Raw genomic sequence first — 15,560 nt, 5'->3', positions numbered from 1 at the left:
GAATCCGTCAGATGCATGCAGAAAACCTTACAATCTACTTTCGCGGACGGCGAAAAACAGCTTTAAACGATTGATCCCAAAGCCGAATCGCCGCGCCGACGCGCGCAATGCCGGTGGTAGAATAACCGGCTGATTTTTTTGATTGAATTGATCTATAACGGAGAGACCAACGTGTCGTTCATTTCCAATGCCTTCGCCCAAGGCACAGCCGCAGGCGGCATCGAATCGAACTTGATGAGCTTCCTGCCGCTGATCCTGATGTTCGGCGTGCTGTACTTCATCATGATTCGCCCGCAAATGAAGCGCCAGAAAGAACATCGCAACATGCTCGCCGCCATGGCCAAGGGCGATGAAGTTGTGACGAACGGCGGCATCGTCGGCAAGGTGACCAAGGTGGGCGAGGCTTACGTCGGCGTCGAAATCTCGGAAGGCACGGAAATCACCGTGCAGAAAGCGTCGGTCACGACGATTCTCCCGAAGGGCACGATCAAGTCGCTGTAAGGCCTGCTCTCTCGCGTCCGGCGCGGCCTCGCCGGCGGTCAGGCAAGCAGACGCCGGATCGCCCGCGCTCATCGCCGGGCGCATCGCTTTCAAGCCAACCTTCCGTTGGACTACTCATGAATCGTTACCCCCTCTGGAAATATGCAGTGATGCTGGTGGCTCTCGTCATCGGCCTCGTGTACACGCTGCCCAACCTGTTCGGCGAAGCGCCGGCGGTGCAGGTGTCGAGCGGCAAGGCAACGGTCAAGCTCGACTCGACCACGCTGTCGGCAGTCGAAGCCGCGCTCGCAGCCAATCAGATCAAAGCAGACGACGTCACGTTCGACAACACGTCGGCTAACGCAAACATTCGCGTGCGCCTGCCGGACACCGACACGCAATTGCGCGTAAAAGATCTGCTTCAGAAGTCGCTGAACAGCGACCCCACCGACCCGCAGTTCATCGTGGCGCTCAACTTGCAAAGTGCGTCGCCGCGCTGGCTGACCGCATTGCACGCGCTGCCCATGTACCTCGGTCTCGACTTGCGCGGCGGTGTGCACTTCCTGCTGCAGGTCGACATGGCGGGCGCGCTGAACAAGAAGCTCGACTCCGACGCGTCGGACGCGCGCACGCTCCTGCGCGACAACAACATTCGCGACGGCGGTGTGAACCGCGTCAACCAGACGGTGGTGATCAATTTCGCCGACCAGGCCACGGCGGACAACGCAGCGAAACAACTGAGCCGCAGTATCAGCGAGCTCCAGTGGGCGTCGCAGAATGGCACTGACGGCTCCGTGCAGCTCGTCGGCACCTTCACGCCGGCTGTGCAGAGAGCCGTGCAGGACGCCGCGCTCAAGCAGAACATCACCACGTTGCATAACCGCGTGAACGAACTCGGTGTTGCCGAGCCGGTGATCCAGCAACAGGGCGCCGACCGCATCGTGGTCGAACTGCCGGGCGTGCAGGACACGGCGAAGGCGAAGGACATCATCGGCCGCACGGCAACGCTCGAAGCGCGCCTCGCCGATCCGGTCAACACGCATCCGAATCCGTCCGACCCGGTGCCGCCGGGCGACGAGCTGTTCACGCACGGCAACCAGACGCCGGTGCTGCTCAAGAAGCAGATCATTTTCACCGGCGACCGCATTATCGACGCGTCGGCGGGCTTCGACGAACATCAGCGTCCGTCCGTCAACATTCGCCTCGACTCGGCTGGCGGCCGCGCGGTGCGCAGCGTGTCGCGCGACAACATCGGCAAGCCGATGGCAATGGTGCTGTTCGAAAAGGGCAAGGGCGAAGTGCTGACGGTCGCGACCATCCAGTCGGAACTTGGCGATCGCTTCCAGATCACTGGCCAGGCCACGCCGCAAGGCGCCGCCGACCTCGCGCTGCTGCTGCGCGCCGGTTCGCTGGCCGCGCCGATGGACATCATCGAGGAACGCACGATCGGCCCAAGCCTTGGCGCCGACAACATCAAGAAGGGCTTCCACTCGGTCGTGTGGGGCTTCGCGGCGATCGCCGTCTTCATGATCGCGTACTACATGCTGTTCGGCGTGATCTCGATGATCGGCCTGTCCGTGAACCTGTTGCTGCTGATCGCGGTGCTGTCGATGCTGCAGGCCACGCTCACGTTGCCTGGCATCGCTGCAATCGCGCTCGCGCTCGGTATGGCGATCGACGCCAACGTGCTCATTAACGAACGCGTGCGTGAAGAACTGCGCAACGGCGCGCCGCCGCAACTGGCCATCCAGAACGGCTACGCGCATGCATGGGCGACGATTCTCGACTCGAACGTCACCACGCTGATCGCCGGTATCGCGCTGCTCGCATTCGGCTCGGGCCCGGTGCGCGGTTTCGCGATCGTTCACTGTATCGGCATTCTGACCTCGATGTTTTCGGCAGTGTTCTTCTCGCGCGGCATCGTCAACCTTTGGTACGGCGGCAAGAAGAAGCTGAAGTCGCTGGCAATCGGCCAGGTGTGGCGTCCAGAAACAGCGCCTGCGGGCTCCGCTGCTTACCTCGGCACCGAGGACGCAGCTACCGACACGGCGCAGGCCATGCGTGCCGCGTCGGCCGCCGCCGTGAAGCCAAAGGCGCCGGCCGCTGCCGCGCAGTCGCGCGCGGGCAAGCCGACCGTACGCCGCCGCAATGCACAGGGCACGCCGAACACGCCGCAGAAACCGGGTTCATCCCGCTGAGTCCCGGAGAACAAGACCATGGAATTTTTCCGCTTTCGTAAAGACATTCCGTTCATGCAGCGCGCGTTGATCTTCAACGCAATTTCGCTGCTGACGTTCCTCGCCGCGGTGTTTTTTCTCGTGCACCGGGGACTGCATCTGTCGGTGGAGTTCACCGGCGGTACCGTGATCGAAGTCCAGTATCCGGGCGCCGCGCCGCTCGATCCGGTGCGTGGCACGCTGAGCAAGCTCGGCTACGCCGACGCGCAGGTGCAGAACTTCGGCACCTCACGCGACGTGCTGATCCGTTTGCCGCTCAAGCAGGGTTTGACGTCCGCGCAGCAAAGCGATCAGGTCATGAGCGCGTTGAAAACCGAAACGCCGCAGGCGCAGTTGCAGCGCGTCGAGTTCGTCGGTCCGCAAGTGGGCAAGGAACTCGCTACCGACGGCTTGCTTGCGCTCGCCTGCGTGGTCGCGGGCATCGTGATCTATCTGTCGTTCCGCTTCGAATGGAAGTACGCCGTGGCGGGCGTGATCGCGAACTTGCACGACGTCGTGATCATTCTCGGGTTTTTCGCGTTTTTCCAGTGGGAGTTCTCGCTGTCGGTGCTGGCCGCCGTGCTTGCGGTGCTCGGCTATTCGGTGAACGAATCGGTGGTTATCTTCGACCGGATTCGTGAGACGTTCCGCCGCGAGCGCAAGATGACCGTGATCGAAGTCATCAACCACGCAATCACCAGCACCATGTCGCGAACCGTCATCACCCACGGCTGTACGCAGATGATGGTGCTGTCGATGTTCCTGTTCGGCGGCCCGACACTGCACTACTTCGCTCTGGCGCTGACGGTCGGTATCCTGTTCGGTATCTACTCGTCGGTGTTCGTTGCCGCGGCGCTTGCCATGTGGTTCGGCGTGAAGCGCGACGATCTGATCAAAGACAAGAAAGAACGCGTCGATCCGAACGATCCGAACGCGGGCGCTCAGGTTTGATCGAGTTGAAGTAAGTAACGCATTGGCAACAAAAAAAGGCCGGTTCATCGCGAACCGGCCTTTTTCATTTGTGCCGTTGTCCTCAGCGCTTTACTGCCCGTCTCGCCGGGTCCGCCGGCTGACTGAAACCGTCGACATCTACCGGAAGCCCAAGTTACGCCGCGCCGCAATCAGCGCCGCGACGCTCAAAAGCGCGGCAAAAATCAGGTAGTAACTGGGCGCGGCCTTCGAACCCGTAAAGCCGATCAACCACGCGATGATGAACGGCCCAAAGCCGCCGAAAACCGTCACGGCGATGTTATAGGCAAGCGACATGCCGGTCGTGCGTGTCTGCACCGGAAACATCTCCGACAACAAACCCGGCAACGCCGCGAAATAGCCTGTCATGAGAAAGCCGAGCACCACCTGGAGTGCGATCAGCGTGCCGAAGGTTGGATGCGCGACGAGATAGACGAACGCCGGATAGATCAGCACGAGAAGCAGCACTGCTGAAATCAGCATGATCGTGGTGCGCCCATGCCGGTCCGATAGATGTCCGACCACCGGCGCAAACACCATCTGAATCAAGCCCGTCAGCGCGATGGCGGAGAACGCGACCGAAGGTGCGAGCCCCAGTTGCTTCACGCCGAACGTTGGCATGAACAGCACGAGGTAAGTGGATACGGTGCCAAGCACCACCGCGCCGATTGCGATCAGTAGCCGCAGTTTCTGACTCGTGAACGTGTCGCGCAGCGGCGTGCGCGTCGTTTCAGCAGCGAGAAACTCCGGCGTTTCATCGAGCTTCGTGCGGATGTACCAGGCGACTGGTCCGATCAGGAGCCCGAAGAAGAACGGCACGCGCCATCCCCATGACGCCATCTGGTCCGGCGTCAGATTGCCCGTCAGGGCGACGCCGAAACCGGCGGCAAGCAGCGTAGTAAGGCCCTGGCTTGCGACCTGCCAGCTTGCGAAAAAGCCGCGCCGTCCCGGCACATGCTCCGCGAGAAAGGCGGTGGCGCTGCCGAACTCACCGCCCGCCGAAAAGCCCTGCATCAATCGCGCGATGACGAGAATCACGGGCGCGGCAATGCCAATACTCCTGTAAGTCGGCAAAACCGCGATGATCAGCGTGCCGGCCATCATCAGCAGAATGGACAGCGTGAGCGCGGCCTTGCGCCCGGCGCGGTCCGCGTAGGCGCCAATCACGATCGCACCGAGCGGACGCATGAAGAACGACACGCCGAACGTGCCGAGCGTGAGCAACAGCGAAACTGTGTCGTTGCCGGCGGGAAAGAACAGCTTGGCGATGACCACGGCGAAAAAGCCGTAGACGACCAGATCGAACCACTCCAGCGCGTTGCCGATCGATGCGGCGATCACCGCCCGCCACGAATTTCGCCGGCTTCCCGCAAGGCTTGCTGCTGTCGTTGCGTTCATGCAGATCTCCAGTTTGCGCGAATATTATGGATGCGGACCCAGGCCCCATCTCGCCGTATTGGATGCGCGCACAACCAACGCGGTGCCAGCGCTCTATGTACCCGAAAAATTAAACCGAGGCGAGCGGCAAATTACGCGCCCGCGCCGCATAAGGCTCGCACGCCGCGATGCACGGGCCGCGCCATGAAAAAACCGCTTCGTCGCGGAAGCGAACGAAGCGGTCATATTCGGCGAGACGCGAAGCGCTATTTGTGCTGCGCCGCAACGGGCGCCATCGCGTCATCGTGAATCGGTGCGCATGCGCGCACCTCAGCAGTTACTGTTGTTTGATGCCTTCAGCCTGAATATGCAGCTTGGTGTCCATATTGAAGCCGTACTTTGTGCCGAAGTCGATACCGTAGTCCGCGCGGTCGAAATGACCGCTCGCTTCCACGCCGCACACTTCGCGCTTGAGCACCGGGTGCTGCATGCACTTGAACGACTCGACCTTCAGGTTCAGCGGCTTCGTCACGCCGTGTAGCGTCAAGGTGCCGATCACTTCCGACGGCTTGTCGCCGTCGAACTTGATGTCGGTGCCTTTGTAGGTCGCGGCGGGAAACTTCGACACGTCGAAGAATTCAGCCGACTTCAGATGGTCGTCGAGCTTGCCGTTTCCGGTGGCGATCGAAGCGGGATCCACGTTCACTTCGACGGTACCCGATTTTGCGGTGCGGTCCAGCGTGACCGTGCCGGAACTCTTCGTGAACTTGCCGCGCCACACGGACAGCCCGCCGAAGTGGTCCGCTTCGAAGCTCGGATAGGTGTGAGTCGGGTCGAGCTGATAAGTGTCGGCGGCTGCGAATGCGCTGAGCGAAACACAGGATGCCAATGCACCGGCGGCGATCAACATGGATGTCTTCAATTCATGCTCCCAGTCAGTTAAAAACGGCTGCACTGAACCGCGCAGCGCAAGTTATTTATGTGCGGCGACGATATGAAACTTGATGACCACGTCATCGGCAACAACCGACGTGTCTTTCCATTCGCCCGTGCCGATGTCGAATTGCGAGCGCTTGATCGGCAACGAACCGTCGAATGTTTGCGTCGCACCTTGCTGCGTCACGGTGACCGGCACCACCACCGTCTGCGATTTGCCCTTGATGGTCAGCTTGCCAGTCACTTTGTACTGGTTGCCGCCGGCCGGCGCAATGGCGCTGGAAACGAACGTGGCGCTGGGATAGGTCTTTGCGTCGAACCATTCCTTGCCGCGCACCTGATCGTTGTAGCTCTCGTCGCCGAGATCGTAGCTGCCGACGTCGATGTTCAGTTGAGCGCTGCCCTCGGCCGGCTTGGCCGAGTCGAACTTGATCTGCGCGCTGAATTTGCCGAACTTGCCTTCCACCGGCACGTTCATCTGCTTCGACGTGGCCGTCACCGAACTTTTTGCGACATCGACCTGGGCCAGCGCGCTGCCAGTTGCGGTCAGCGAAACTGCGGCAAATGCGGCGAGCATATAGCGATAAAACGAGACCTTCATGGTTGTCCTTATTTGAGGAAGGGAAGCATGCGCGACAGCAGGCCGTCGCGGTCCAGCCACTGATGCTTGAGCGCCGCCGCTACATGCAGCCCGACCAGCACCAGCAATGTGTAATTCAGCACGATATGGACGTTCTTGAGCAATTCCTTCAGATGGGGGTCCGGCGCGATCAGACGCGGCAGCGGAATCAACCCGAGATAGACAACCGGCACGTTCGCCGCCGAGCTGTACAGATAGCCGGAGACGGGAATCGCGATCATCAACACATAGAGCAGCAGATGCACGAGGTGAGCGGCGCCGCGCTGCCACGTGGGCATGCGGCGCGGCATCGCCGGGGCGCCATGCATCGCGCGCCAGAGAATGCGCACGATAGCCAGCGCAAATACCGTCACGCCAATCCATTTATGCCACGAAAAATAGCGCAGCTTGGTCGGCGTAAAGCCAGGGATGTCGGTCATCACCCAGCCGAGCGCAAAGCCGCAGACGATCAGCAATGCGACCAGCCAATGAAAGGCAATGGCAGTCCGCGTGTACGACTCCCGGCCACCGAATGAAGGGTTGTGTGCCATGACAGGTGAACGCTTGCTAAGAGAGGTTAACGGTGCGGCAGGCCCGGCTATTCCGCGCCGATGCAAAGTCTATCGGCGGATGGCCAGGCGCCGCGGCCTTCGAGACGCGCCAGGCCGCCATGCTACCCGAAGCGGAAAATGCTGGCTGCAGCGACGCGAAATTTACCGAAAGGCGACTTGGGGCGCGCCTCGCCACGCCGTTGAACAATTGGGGACGGACGCTGTCAGAGCTTTCATTCACAAGGCGCAGCGCCCACGCGCGCGCCTGCAACGCGTTTGGTACTATTGCTGCACAAATTTTTTCGAGCTGCGTTATTCGCCCACACCTGCGACCGGCATTGCACGCTTACTCACATATCGTTGGCCCGCTGCCGTATGGAAAATGACAACCTGATTGCGTGCCACGAGTGCGATACGCTATTCCGCAAGCCGCGGCTTGCCGGGCGCAAACTCGCGCGCTGTCCGCGTTGCCGGGCGACGCTTTACAGCGGCGTGTCGCGCAAGCTGGAGGGCATCAGCGCCATGACGCTCGCCGCGCTGATCACATTCCTGATCGCGCAGGGATTTCCCATCGTCGAACTCGAAACCAATGGCATTACCTCGCAGACCACGCTGTTCGGCGCGCTCGTCGCGCTCTGGAACGAGGACATGCAGATCGTCGCGGTCATGGTGTTCTGCTCGACCATTCTCTTTCCGCTCACCGAACTCGTCGCGCTGCTCTACGTTCTGATCCCGCTGCGCTCCGGCTATGTGCCTGCGGGCTTCAACCGCGTCTTGCGCGCTATCCAGTTCGTCCGTCCGTGGGGGATGATCGAAGTGTTCATGCTCGGTGTGCTGATCACCATCGTTAAGATGGTCAGTCTCGCACGCGTGATACCCGAGGCGGCGCTTTTCGCGTTCGGCGTGCTGACACTGATGTTCGCCGTGGTCGTCACCTTCGACCCGCGCATTCTGTGGGATCTCGCGGACGAGCTCGGCGCACGCAACCAGCGGCCGCTGCCGCGCAGTTCGGCCGATAGCGCGGCGCTCGCCGTCGGCGCGGTTGCAGGCCCGCCCGCTCCGCCTGCGCTGCAAGTCGATGCGGAGCCCGGCGTAGACCGCGACCAGGCCCCCGACGCAAGCCCCGGCGTGCCGCCGGCGCCGCATCGAGGGTGACCCGCGCATGAGATACATCACCGCAAGACGCGCGGGCCTCGTCGCCTGCCACGCGTGTGGACGCGTCGAACCGCGCATCCGCTCGATTACGCCGCAGCACTGCGCACGGTGTGGCTCACGCCTGCACTCACGCAATCCGGACAGCCTCATGCGCACGTGGGCGCTGCTGATCGCGGCGGCCTTGCTGTATATTCCGGCAAATTTGTTGCCGGTCATGCATACATCGTCGCTGCTGGGTTCGGAGGACGACACCATCATGAGCGGCGTCGTGTACTTCTGGACGTCCGGCGACTGGCCGCTTGCGGTAATTGTGTTCGTCGCCAGCATCATGGTGCCGATGCTTAAGCTGAGCGTGCTCGCACTCCTCACCATTACCGCGCAGCGCCGCTCGCGCTGGCGTCCGGAGCAACGCACCACGCTTTACCGGATGGTCGAACGGATCGGCCGCTGGTCGATGCTCGACGTGTTCGTGGTCACATTGACCGTCGCGCTTGTGCGCTTCAAGTCGCTTGCAGTCATCACGGCTGGACCGGGCGCGATCGCGTTCGGCTCGGTGGTGATCCTCACGATGATGGCATCCATGCAATTCGATCCACGGCTCATCTGGGACGACGTGGACGGCAGTACTCAAAAACCTCAGGATCTCGAACATGACTAGCCCGCCAGGACCGACGCCCGCCTCCGATGCGCCGCGCAACGATTCGAACGGACCGAAGCTGCCGCCCCAACTCCCAGATCCTCAAATCGAGCCACGCAGCCGCTGGCTGCCGTCGCTCGTCTGGGTGATTCCATTGATCGCGGCGCTAATCGGCGTTGCGCTCGTCATCAAGTCGGTGACGGAGAAAGGCCCGACCATCACGATCAGTTTCGTGAGCGCCGAAGGCCTCGAGCCCGGCAAAACGAAGGTCAAATACAAGGACGTCGACGTCGGCGCGGTGAAGTCGATCACCTTGTCAAAAGATCTTTCCCACGTGCTCGTGCAGGTGCAGTTGACGAAGGAAGGCGAAGACTTCGCGGTCAAGGACTCGCGCTTCTGGGTCGTGCGGCCGCGAGTGGGCGCAAGCGGCGTGTCGGGGCTCACCACCCTGCTTTCCGGCGCCTATATCGGCGCAGACGCCGGCCATTCGCCAGACAGCGAGAAAAATTTTGTCGGCCTCGAGACGCCCCCGCCTGTTACCGGCGACCAGAAGGGCCACCAGTTCATCCTGCACGGCGATTCGCTGGGCTCGATCGACATCGGCTCGCCGATTTTCTACCGTCGGGTGCAGGTCGGCCAGGTGGTCGGCTTCTCGCTCGACAAGGACGGCACCGGCGTGACGATGCAGGTGTTTGTGTCCGCACCGTTCGACCAGTACGTCGGCACCAATTCACGCTGGTGGCATGCGAGCGGCGTCGATCTGCGGCTCGATTCGAGCGGTTTCAAGCTGAATACGCAGTCGCTCGCGACGGTGATCGTCGGCGGTTTGTCGTTCCAGTCGCCGCCGGGCCAGGGTGTGGGCGCGCAGGCGCCGAACAACATGACGTTCCGCCTCGGTTCGGACGAGGGCGACGCGATGCGCGAGCCGGACGGCGAGCCGCTACGCGTCGTGATGAACTTCAACCAGTCGCTGCGCGGGCTGTCGGTCGGCGCTACGGTGGACTTCCGCGGCATCGTGCTAGGTCAGGTGACGAATATCGGCATCGACTACGATCCGAAGACGCGCAGCTTCACGATGCCCGTGACCATGAATATCTACCCGGACCGCCTCGGCAAGCGCTTCCGCGAAACGGCTCCGGCGCCGGGCAGCCTTGCTGGTCAGAACCTGTTGCAACAGCTGGTCAAACACGGTCTGCGCGGCCAGTTGCGCACGGGCAATCTGATCACGAGCCAGCTATACGTTGCGCTCGATATCTTCCCGAAGGCGCCGCCGGCCACCGTCGACGTAGCCAGCGATCCGCTCGAATTGCCGACGATCCCGAACACGCTCGACGAGTTGCAGCTTCAGGTGGCGGACATCGCGAAGAAGCTCGACAAGGTACCGTTCGACCAGATCGGCAACAACCTGAACAGCGCGCTGAAGAATGCCGATCAGCTGTTCAAGCGCCTCGACACGGAAGTCGTGCCGCAAGCCCGCGACACGCTGGCGGCGGCGAAGCAGACCTTCGGCTCGGCGGAGGCGACGTTGCAGCAGGACTCGCCGTTGCAGTCGGACGTGCATCAGGCGTTGCAGGAATTGACGCGGACGTTGCAGTCGCTGAATGCGCTGTCGGATTATCTGGAGCGCCACCCCGAATCGTTGTTGCGCGGTAAAGCAGGAGATAAACCATGATGTTTGCCCGACTCCCCCGCCTGCCGCGCGGATTCGCGCGCGGCGCAGTCCGTGCCGGCGCGCTCGCTACGGCGTTTGCACTGGCGGCGTGTTCATCGCCGAGCAGCCGGTTCTATACCTTGGGCGACGTGAGCGCGAGCGCACCGGCTGCAGCGGCGAGCGTGCGGACTTCGGCCGCGCCGGCGTGGCTGATCGAGGTTGCGCCGATCGATGTTCCGCCGCAGGTGGCGAAGAACCAGTTGGTCGTGCAAACAGGCCCGACGCAGGTGAAGGTGCTGGAAGAAGAGCGTTGGGCGTCATTGCCCGGGGATGAATTGCGCCGGGCGTTGTCGACGAGTCTCACGCAGCAGTTGAATACGATCGATGTGTACGGCACGGCTTATTCCGATACGACGCCGGTGTATCGCGTCAGCATGAATGTGCAGCGGTTCGAATCGTGGCCCGGCTCGCATGCGCTGATCGACGCGGTGTGGAGCGTGCGGGCTGTTCGGAGTACTGCTGTGATGACTTGTCGCAGTGTCGTGAGCGAGCAGGTCGGAAGTGGGTACGACTCGCTCGTCGATGGACATCGGAGGGCTTTGCAGCGGGTCTCTGCGCAAGTGGCGGGGGCTTTGCAGGCGATGGCTGCCGCTGGGCCTTTCTCTTCTGCTTCGCAGGGAGGGAAGGCGGCTGCGCGAGTTGCTGTGCCGGGTTGTCCTTCTCTAGATGCGGGTGTTGCTGCTCGCTAGCAGCTCCCGCTTGCGTCGCCGGCTTTTGTTTTTTTATCTGCTTGGCCTCTCCTCTCCGGCCGATTTTTCGTCGAGCAACAACCGCCGCTGGTGGCGCAACAGTTCGAACCCATAAGAAAGCGCGAACACTCGCGCTTTCTTCGGACAGACGATTCGTGCTCGATCTTACATCTGATAGTCTTCGAACTCCCATGCGGGCGAACCGGGCAATCTTGACGGCGATGCTTGGCCAGTCGGGTCCGACGCAATGCTGCACGATGCGCTGAAGCTGGCCGGTGATCACCACAAGGTCATACTCGCTCACGATCAGCGAATGACGGCCCCAGCGAGTACCCGCGTCTCGCTTGAGTTCCTCGGAAAGCCATTGCGGCGTACACACTAGAAGGTCGAAATTGTCGGTGCCGGGTTGACCAACAACACCTATTGAAAGACGGATCCACGTTCCGAAATTGTCCCGCTCGGCAGGTTGATAGCGGATCAGATCATCTTCTACTTCGAGAGAATAGAGCTTCCTGATTTCTGCGTTCATGGCTGCCGTGTTATTCGACCGTTATAACGGATGCCATCCGCGCAGTTCGCTGCGAATGCCGCTCGCAGTCGGATGTCGCCAGAGTGTCATCAGCAATCAGATTCATTCGCCTTGGCGTGACCGCATGTCGACCATGCAATCGGCCGGCTTATGCTGCCGGCCTCGGACAAGTCACCTAAGCCTGGTAATTCTCGAACTCCCAACTTGCGAAACGGCTGAGCTTAACGGCAAGAGTAGACCAGTTTTCTGCTGTGAGACGATTGATCCTATTCTGCAGATACGAATGAATCATTTCCCAGTTGTAGTGGAACACTATCAGCAAGTTTTGACCGAGTACCGCGGCCTTGCCGGCATTTTCCCTGCTGAGCCAGCCTGGGTGCACACAGTCATCTGGAAGAGATCGGCCGCGTCATGTCCCTCTGCTCCGATTCGTAGGGTGATCGGGAAAGAGAAACAGTTTTCGTCTTCCGGCCAATATGTTGCAAAGTCGACATCCGGAGAATCGACCGACTTGAGTTCGGCACGCATGTTTTTTCCTATGGACGTATGTTCAGATGAACATTATTTTGCCATTCACCGCTCGGGACACTCCGCGTCACCTCTTTGAAGAAGCGCCCCTGTTTCGCTTGCTTAGGTGGTTTGTACAGACTGGGGACTTAGCCGCAAAGAAAGTAAGTGCCGCCCTACACAACAGCAACACAAATAGACCACCACGAATTTAAGGAAAGGCCAACGGGGTTAAAAACAGCAGCAAACAGCGCCCACCACCCTACCGCGTACAATACGCGCTTACCCACCGCCCACCGGCTCGCCCCACCCCATGTCCTTTGATTTCTTCCTCCCCTGCCCGCGCGGCCTCGAAGCCTCGCTCGCCACTGAACTCGCCGAAATCGCCGCGAAACATCTGAACGGCGCGCCATTCTCGGCGGGCTCGCAAGTCCCCGGCGGCGTACATTTTCGCGGCGGCTGGGCGGCCGGCATGGCAGCGAATCTGCATTCACGCATCGCGAGCCGCGTGCTGCTGAAAATTGCGCATCGCCCGTATCGCAGCGAACAGGACATCTATGCGCTCGCCGTCGAACAACGTTGGGAGCAGTGGTTCTCGGCGAACGAAACTTTGCGCGTCGACGTCACCGCGATCAAGTCGCCTCTGCGCAGCCTCGAATTCACCACGCTGCGCGTAAAGGACGCCATCTGCGATCGTCTGCGCGAAGTCAGCGGCGCGCGCCCGAACATCGACACCGCGACGCCCGACGTGCGCGTATTCGCGTTTCTCACGGCGACCGACTGCACGCTTTACCTCGACACGTCCGGCGACCCGCTATTCAAACGAGGCTGGCGCCTCGACAAGGGCGCCGCGCCGTTGCGCGAGAATCTCGCGGCGGGCATTCTGCGTCTGACGGGCTGGAATGCAGGCACGCCGCTGTACGACCCGATGTGCGGCAGCGGCACGTTCCTGGCCGAAGCCGCGCAAGTCGCGCTGAACATCGCGCCCGGCGCGGAGCGCCGCTTCGGCTTCGAGAAGCTCAAGCAATACGACAGCAAAACCTGGCAAACACTGAAGGCCGCCGCGCTCGACGCCAAGCACGCCGCTCGTACCTCGCGCGCCGATCTGCAGATCTTCGGCAGCGATATTTCCGGCGACATGCTCGACAAAGCGCGTGCGAATTTCCAGCGTGCAGGCTTGCCGTCGATCCCGCTCAAACAGGTCGACGCTCGCGGCATGACGCCGCCGAGCTCCGAGCCGGGCATTCTCGTCGCAAATCCTCCGTACGGCGAGCGGATCGAAGTGCGCGGGCGCAACGCGCGCGGTGAATTGCGCGAGCCGCGCAACCGCGATAATCGCGATGACGACGGCTTCCGCCGCGCTCAGGAAGAAACGCCCGACAGCGAATTTTTCCAGTCGCTCGGCGACGCGCTCAAGCAGCGCTTCACCGGCTGGCACGCGTTCATCCTGACTTCGGATCGCAAGCTGCCTGGCCAGTTGCGTCTGCGCGAATCGACCAAGACGCCGCTTTTCAACGGCGCCCTCGAATGCCGACTGTTCCGCTTCGATCTGATCGCGGGCAGCGTGCGCCAGCGGCCGCAGAACGACGCGCCCGCCGATTGACGCTAGCCGCTCGCCACGCACCGTTTCCGGCGTAGAGGCGCGGCTTGCGCACCTCATAAACCCGAGCACGGACGGAAGCACAAGTAAAGGCAGAAGCAGGCCAAAGAAACCGCGGAACCGACTCCCGCGGTTTTTTTCGCGTCGCTGAAACCGCACGCCCCACTCCTCGCCCTGGCACCCTACTGACACCACGCTGTCAGCAGCACACCCGCACACTTCTCCTCACGCCATCCGGCGCTTTACACGGCTTATCCGCCGTCCATCCACCGAACCATCTTGCATGGGACCAGAGCAAGCGCTGAAGCACTGGCTCGGGTCAACAGGAGAGTGTCATGTCTGCATCGTCGAAAGTTGTTGCATGGTTTGAGATCCCGTCCGTCGATTTCGACCGCGCCGTCCGGTTCTACGAAACCGCGCTCGACGTCAAACTGAATCGTCAGGAAATAGGCGGGCAGCCGATTGCCGTGTTCGGCTACGAAGAACCGGCCACGGGCGGCGCGATCGTCCACAGTCCGTCGATGACGCCCAACGGCGACGGCGTGCTCGTCTATCTGAACGCGCAGCCGACCGTGGACGCCGCCCTCGCCCGCATCGAAGAAGCCGGCGGCAAGACCGACGGGCCAGTCGTCAAGCTGCCGCAGGACATCGGCTATATCGCGTTCTTCACCGATACCGAAGGCAACCGCCTCGGCCTGCACTCGCGGACCAACGGCTAGGGCGCAAAGCGGCGAACAGGGCGCACGCAGCGCAGCACGAAGCGCCACACGTGCGACGCCCGAACGCTGACCGGAGCGCGGCATGCGGCGCTATCATCGCGGGACTGTCCCCGTCCTCTTCTACAAGACGCCCACGATGACGCGCCGCGCCGACCGCCTGTTCCAGATCGCCGAACTGCTGCGCGGCCGGCGTCTGACCACCGCGCAACAACTCGCCGACTGGCTCAACATCTCGCTGCGCACGGTCTATCGTGATGTGCGCGATCTGCAATTATCAGGCGTGCCGATCGAGGGCGAGGCCGGCATTGGTTACCGTCTGAGCCGCGCGGCGAGCCTGCCGCCGCTCACCTTCACCGCCGACGAACTCGCGGCACTCGCCGCCGGCGCGCGCATGCTGGAATCGTGGGGCGGCGCCGACTTTGCAAGCGGAGCGCGCGGCGCGCTCGCCAAGATTGCCTCGGCGATGCCGGCGGACAAGCGCGCGTCGCTCGAAAGACTTGCTGTCTTCGCGCCGTCGTTTCATATCAGGAGTGATTTCTCAGCACAGCTTGACACGCTGCATCGAGCAATCGACACACGGCACGTGGTGAGCTTTTCGTACACCGATGCAAACGGCGCGGCAACCGAGCGCCGCGTGTGGCCGCTCGCGCTCGCGTATTGGGGCGCGCGCTGGACGCTAGGCGCGTGGTGTGAATTGCGCGGCGACTTCCGCAACTTTGGACTGGAGCGGATTCAGGAACTCGAAGTGCGCGAACCTTATCCGGACCAGCAAGGCAGGCGACTCGCGGACCTGTTGCGGCACGTCAACGCAAAGCCGCGCTAGCGCGGCCACGCGAGCCGAGTGTCGCGGCCGCCGGATTGAAAT

Annotated in this window: 14 protein-coding genes and 2 pseudogenes; 10 read left to right on the top strand and 6 right to left on the bottom strand. The window is 61.9% G+C overall.

All coding sequences use genetic code 11. The features are described 5' to 3' along the window. Window positions 1-171: 171 nt before the first annotated feature. From yajC to secF, 3 genes are all read left to right on the top strand, one after another. Complete coding sequence (gene yajC, locus BCA01S_RS16750; RefSeq protein ID WP_020069679.1) at window positions 172-501, top strand: preprotein translocase subunit YajC; 330 nt, start codon at window positions 172-174, stop codon at window positions 499-501. A gap of 116 nt (window positions 502-617) precedes the next feature. Next, on the top strand, window positions 618-2,678 hold the full coding sequence (gene secD / locus BCA01S_RS16745; RefSeq protein WP_027777890.1) for a protein translocase subunit SecD: 2,061 nt from the start codon (window positions 618-620) through the stop codon (window positions 2,676-2,678). Window positions 2,679-2,696: 18 nt separating this feature from the next. Further along, a complete protein-coding gene (gene secF, locus BCA01S_RS16740) occupies window positions 2,697-3,647 on the top strand; it encodes a protein translocase subunit SecF (protein ID WP_027777889.1) in 951 nt (316 codons plus the stop codon). A 138-nt stretch (window positions 3,648-3,785) separates the two neighbouring features. On the opposite strand, the gene BCA01S_RS16735 is transcribed toward secF, so the two are convergent. The 4 genes from BCA01S_RS16735 to BCA01S_RS16715 form a co-directional block, all read right to left on the bottom strand. Beyond that, window positions 3,786-5,063: an MFS transporter gene (locus BCA01S_RS16735; protein WP_027777888.1), complete on the bottom strand. Its 1,278-nt coding sequence runs from the start codon at window positions 5,061-5,063 to the stop codon at window positions 3,786-3,788. Between the two features lie 316 nt (window positions 5,064-5,379). Then, entirely contained in the window at window positions 5,380-5,952 is a 573-nt protein-coding gene (locus BCA01S_RS16725) for a YceI family protein (RefSeq protein WP_027777887.1), read from the bottom strand. Between the two features lie 63 nt (window positions 5,953-6,015). Continuing rightward, window positions 6,016-6,579 carry a YceI family protein gene (locus BCA01S_RS16720; RefSeq protein WP_027777886.1) on the bottom strand — a complete coding sequence of 188 codons (564 nt, stop codon included), beginning with the start codon at window positions 6,577-6,579 and terminating at the stop codon, window positions 6,016-6,018. Window positions 6,580-6,587: 8 nt separating this feature from the next. Continuing rightward, entirely contained in the window at window positions 6,588-7,148 is a 561-nt protein-coding gene (locus BCA01S_RS16715; RefSeq protein ID WP_027777885.1) for a cytochrome b, read from the bottom strand. A 375-nt stretch (window positions 7,149-7,523) separates the two neighbouring features. On the opposite strand from BCA01S_RS16715, the gene BCA01S_RS16710 reads away from it, so the two are divergent. Genes BCA01S_RS16710 through BCA01S_RS16695 form a run of 4 tightly spaced genes read left to right on the top strand, consistent with a single transcriptional unit; the run spans window position 7,524 to window position 11,340 of the window. Continuing rightward, a complete protein-coding gene (locus BCA01S_RS16710; RefSeq protein WP_027777884.1) occupies window positions 7,524-8,303 on the top strand; it encodes a paraquat-inducible protein A in 780 nt (259 codons plus the stop codon). A 7-nt stretch (window positions 8,304-8,310) separates the two neighbouring features. Further along, a complete protein-coding gene (locus BCA01S_RS16705; protein WP_027777883.1) occupies window positions 8,311-8,961 on the top strand; it encodes a paraquat-inducible protein A in 651 nt (216 codons plus the stop codon). Next, a complete protein-coding gene (locus BCA01S_RS16700; protein ID WP_027777882.1) occupies window positions 8,954-10,612 on the top strand; it encodes a PqiB family protein in 1,659 nt (552 codons plus the stop codon). The genes BCA01S_RS16705 and BCA01S_RS16700 overlap by 8 nt, the downstream gene beginning before the upstream one ends. Further along, window positions 10,609-11,340, top strand: a complete 732-nt coding sequence (locus BCA01S_RS16695; RefSeq protein ID WP_027777881.1) for a PqiC family protein — start codon at window positions 10,609-10,611, stop codon at window positions 11,338-11,340. The genes BCA01S_RS16700 and BCA01S_RS16695 overlap by 4 nt, the downstream gene beginning before the upstream one ends. Before the next feature lie 208 nt (window positions 11,341-11,548). On the opposite strand, the pseudogene BCA01S_RS37140 reads toward BCA01S_RS16695, so the two are convergent. Then, window positions 11,549-11,869: pseudogene (locus tag BCA01S_RS37140) on the bottom strand (Imm8 family immunity protein); the annotation flags it as partial. A gap of 175 nt (window positions 11,870-12,044) precedes the next feature. Beyond that, a pseudogene (locus BCA01S_RS39510) lies at window positions 12,045-12,397 on the bottom strand (Imm8 family immunity protein). Between the two features lie 292 nt (window positions 12,398-12,689). On the opposite strand from BCA01S_RS39510, the gene BCA01S_RS16690 reads away from it, so the two are divergent. The 3 genes from BCA01S_RS16690 (at window position 12,690) to BCA01S_RS16680 (ending at window position 15,518) form a co-directional block, all read left to right on the top strand. Beyond that, window positions 12,690-13,979 carry a THUMP domain-containing class I SAM-dependent RNA methyltransferase gene (locus BCA01S_RS16690; RefSeq protein WP_027777880.1) on the top strand — a complete coding sequence of 430 codons (1,290 nt, stop codon included), beginning with the start codon at window positions 12,690-12,692 and terminating at the stop codon, window positions 13,977-13,979. Window positions 13,980-14,311: 332 nt separating this feature from the next. After that, complete coding sequence (locus BCA01S_RS16685; RefSeq protein WP_020069667.1) at window positions 14,312-14,695, top strand: VOC family protein; 384 nt, start codon at window positions 14,312-14,314, stop codon at window positions 14,693-14,695. A gap of 82 nt (window positions 14,696-14,777) precedes the next feature. Then, window positions 14,778-15,518 (top strand): helix-turn-helix transcriptional regulator, encoded by a 741-nt coding sequence (locus BCA01S_RS16680; RefSeq protein WP_027777879.1) that lies wholly within the window; start codon window positions 14,778-14,780, stop codon window positions 15,516-15,518. Window positions 15,519-15,560 lie beyond the last annotated feature (42 nt).

The organism is Paraburkholderia caledonica NBRC 102488, assembly GCF_000685095.1.
In the GTDB taxonomy this organism is placed as follows: domain Bacteria; phylum Pseudomonadota; class Gammaproteobacteria; order Burkholderiales; family Burkholderiaceae; genus Paraburkholderia; species Paraburkholderia caledonica.
This window is presented reverse-complemented; position numbering and strand designations above follow the sequence as displayed.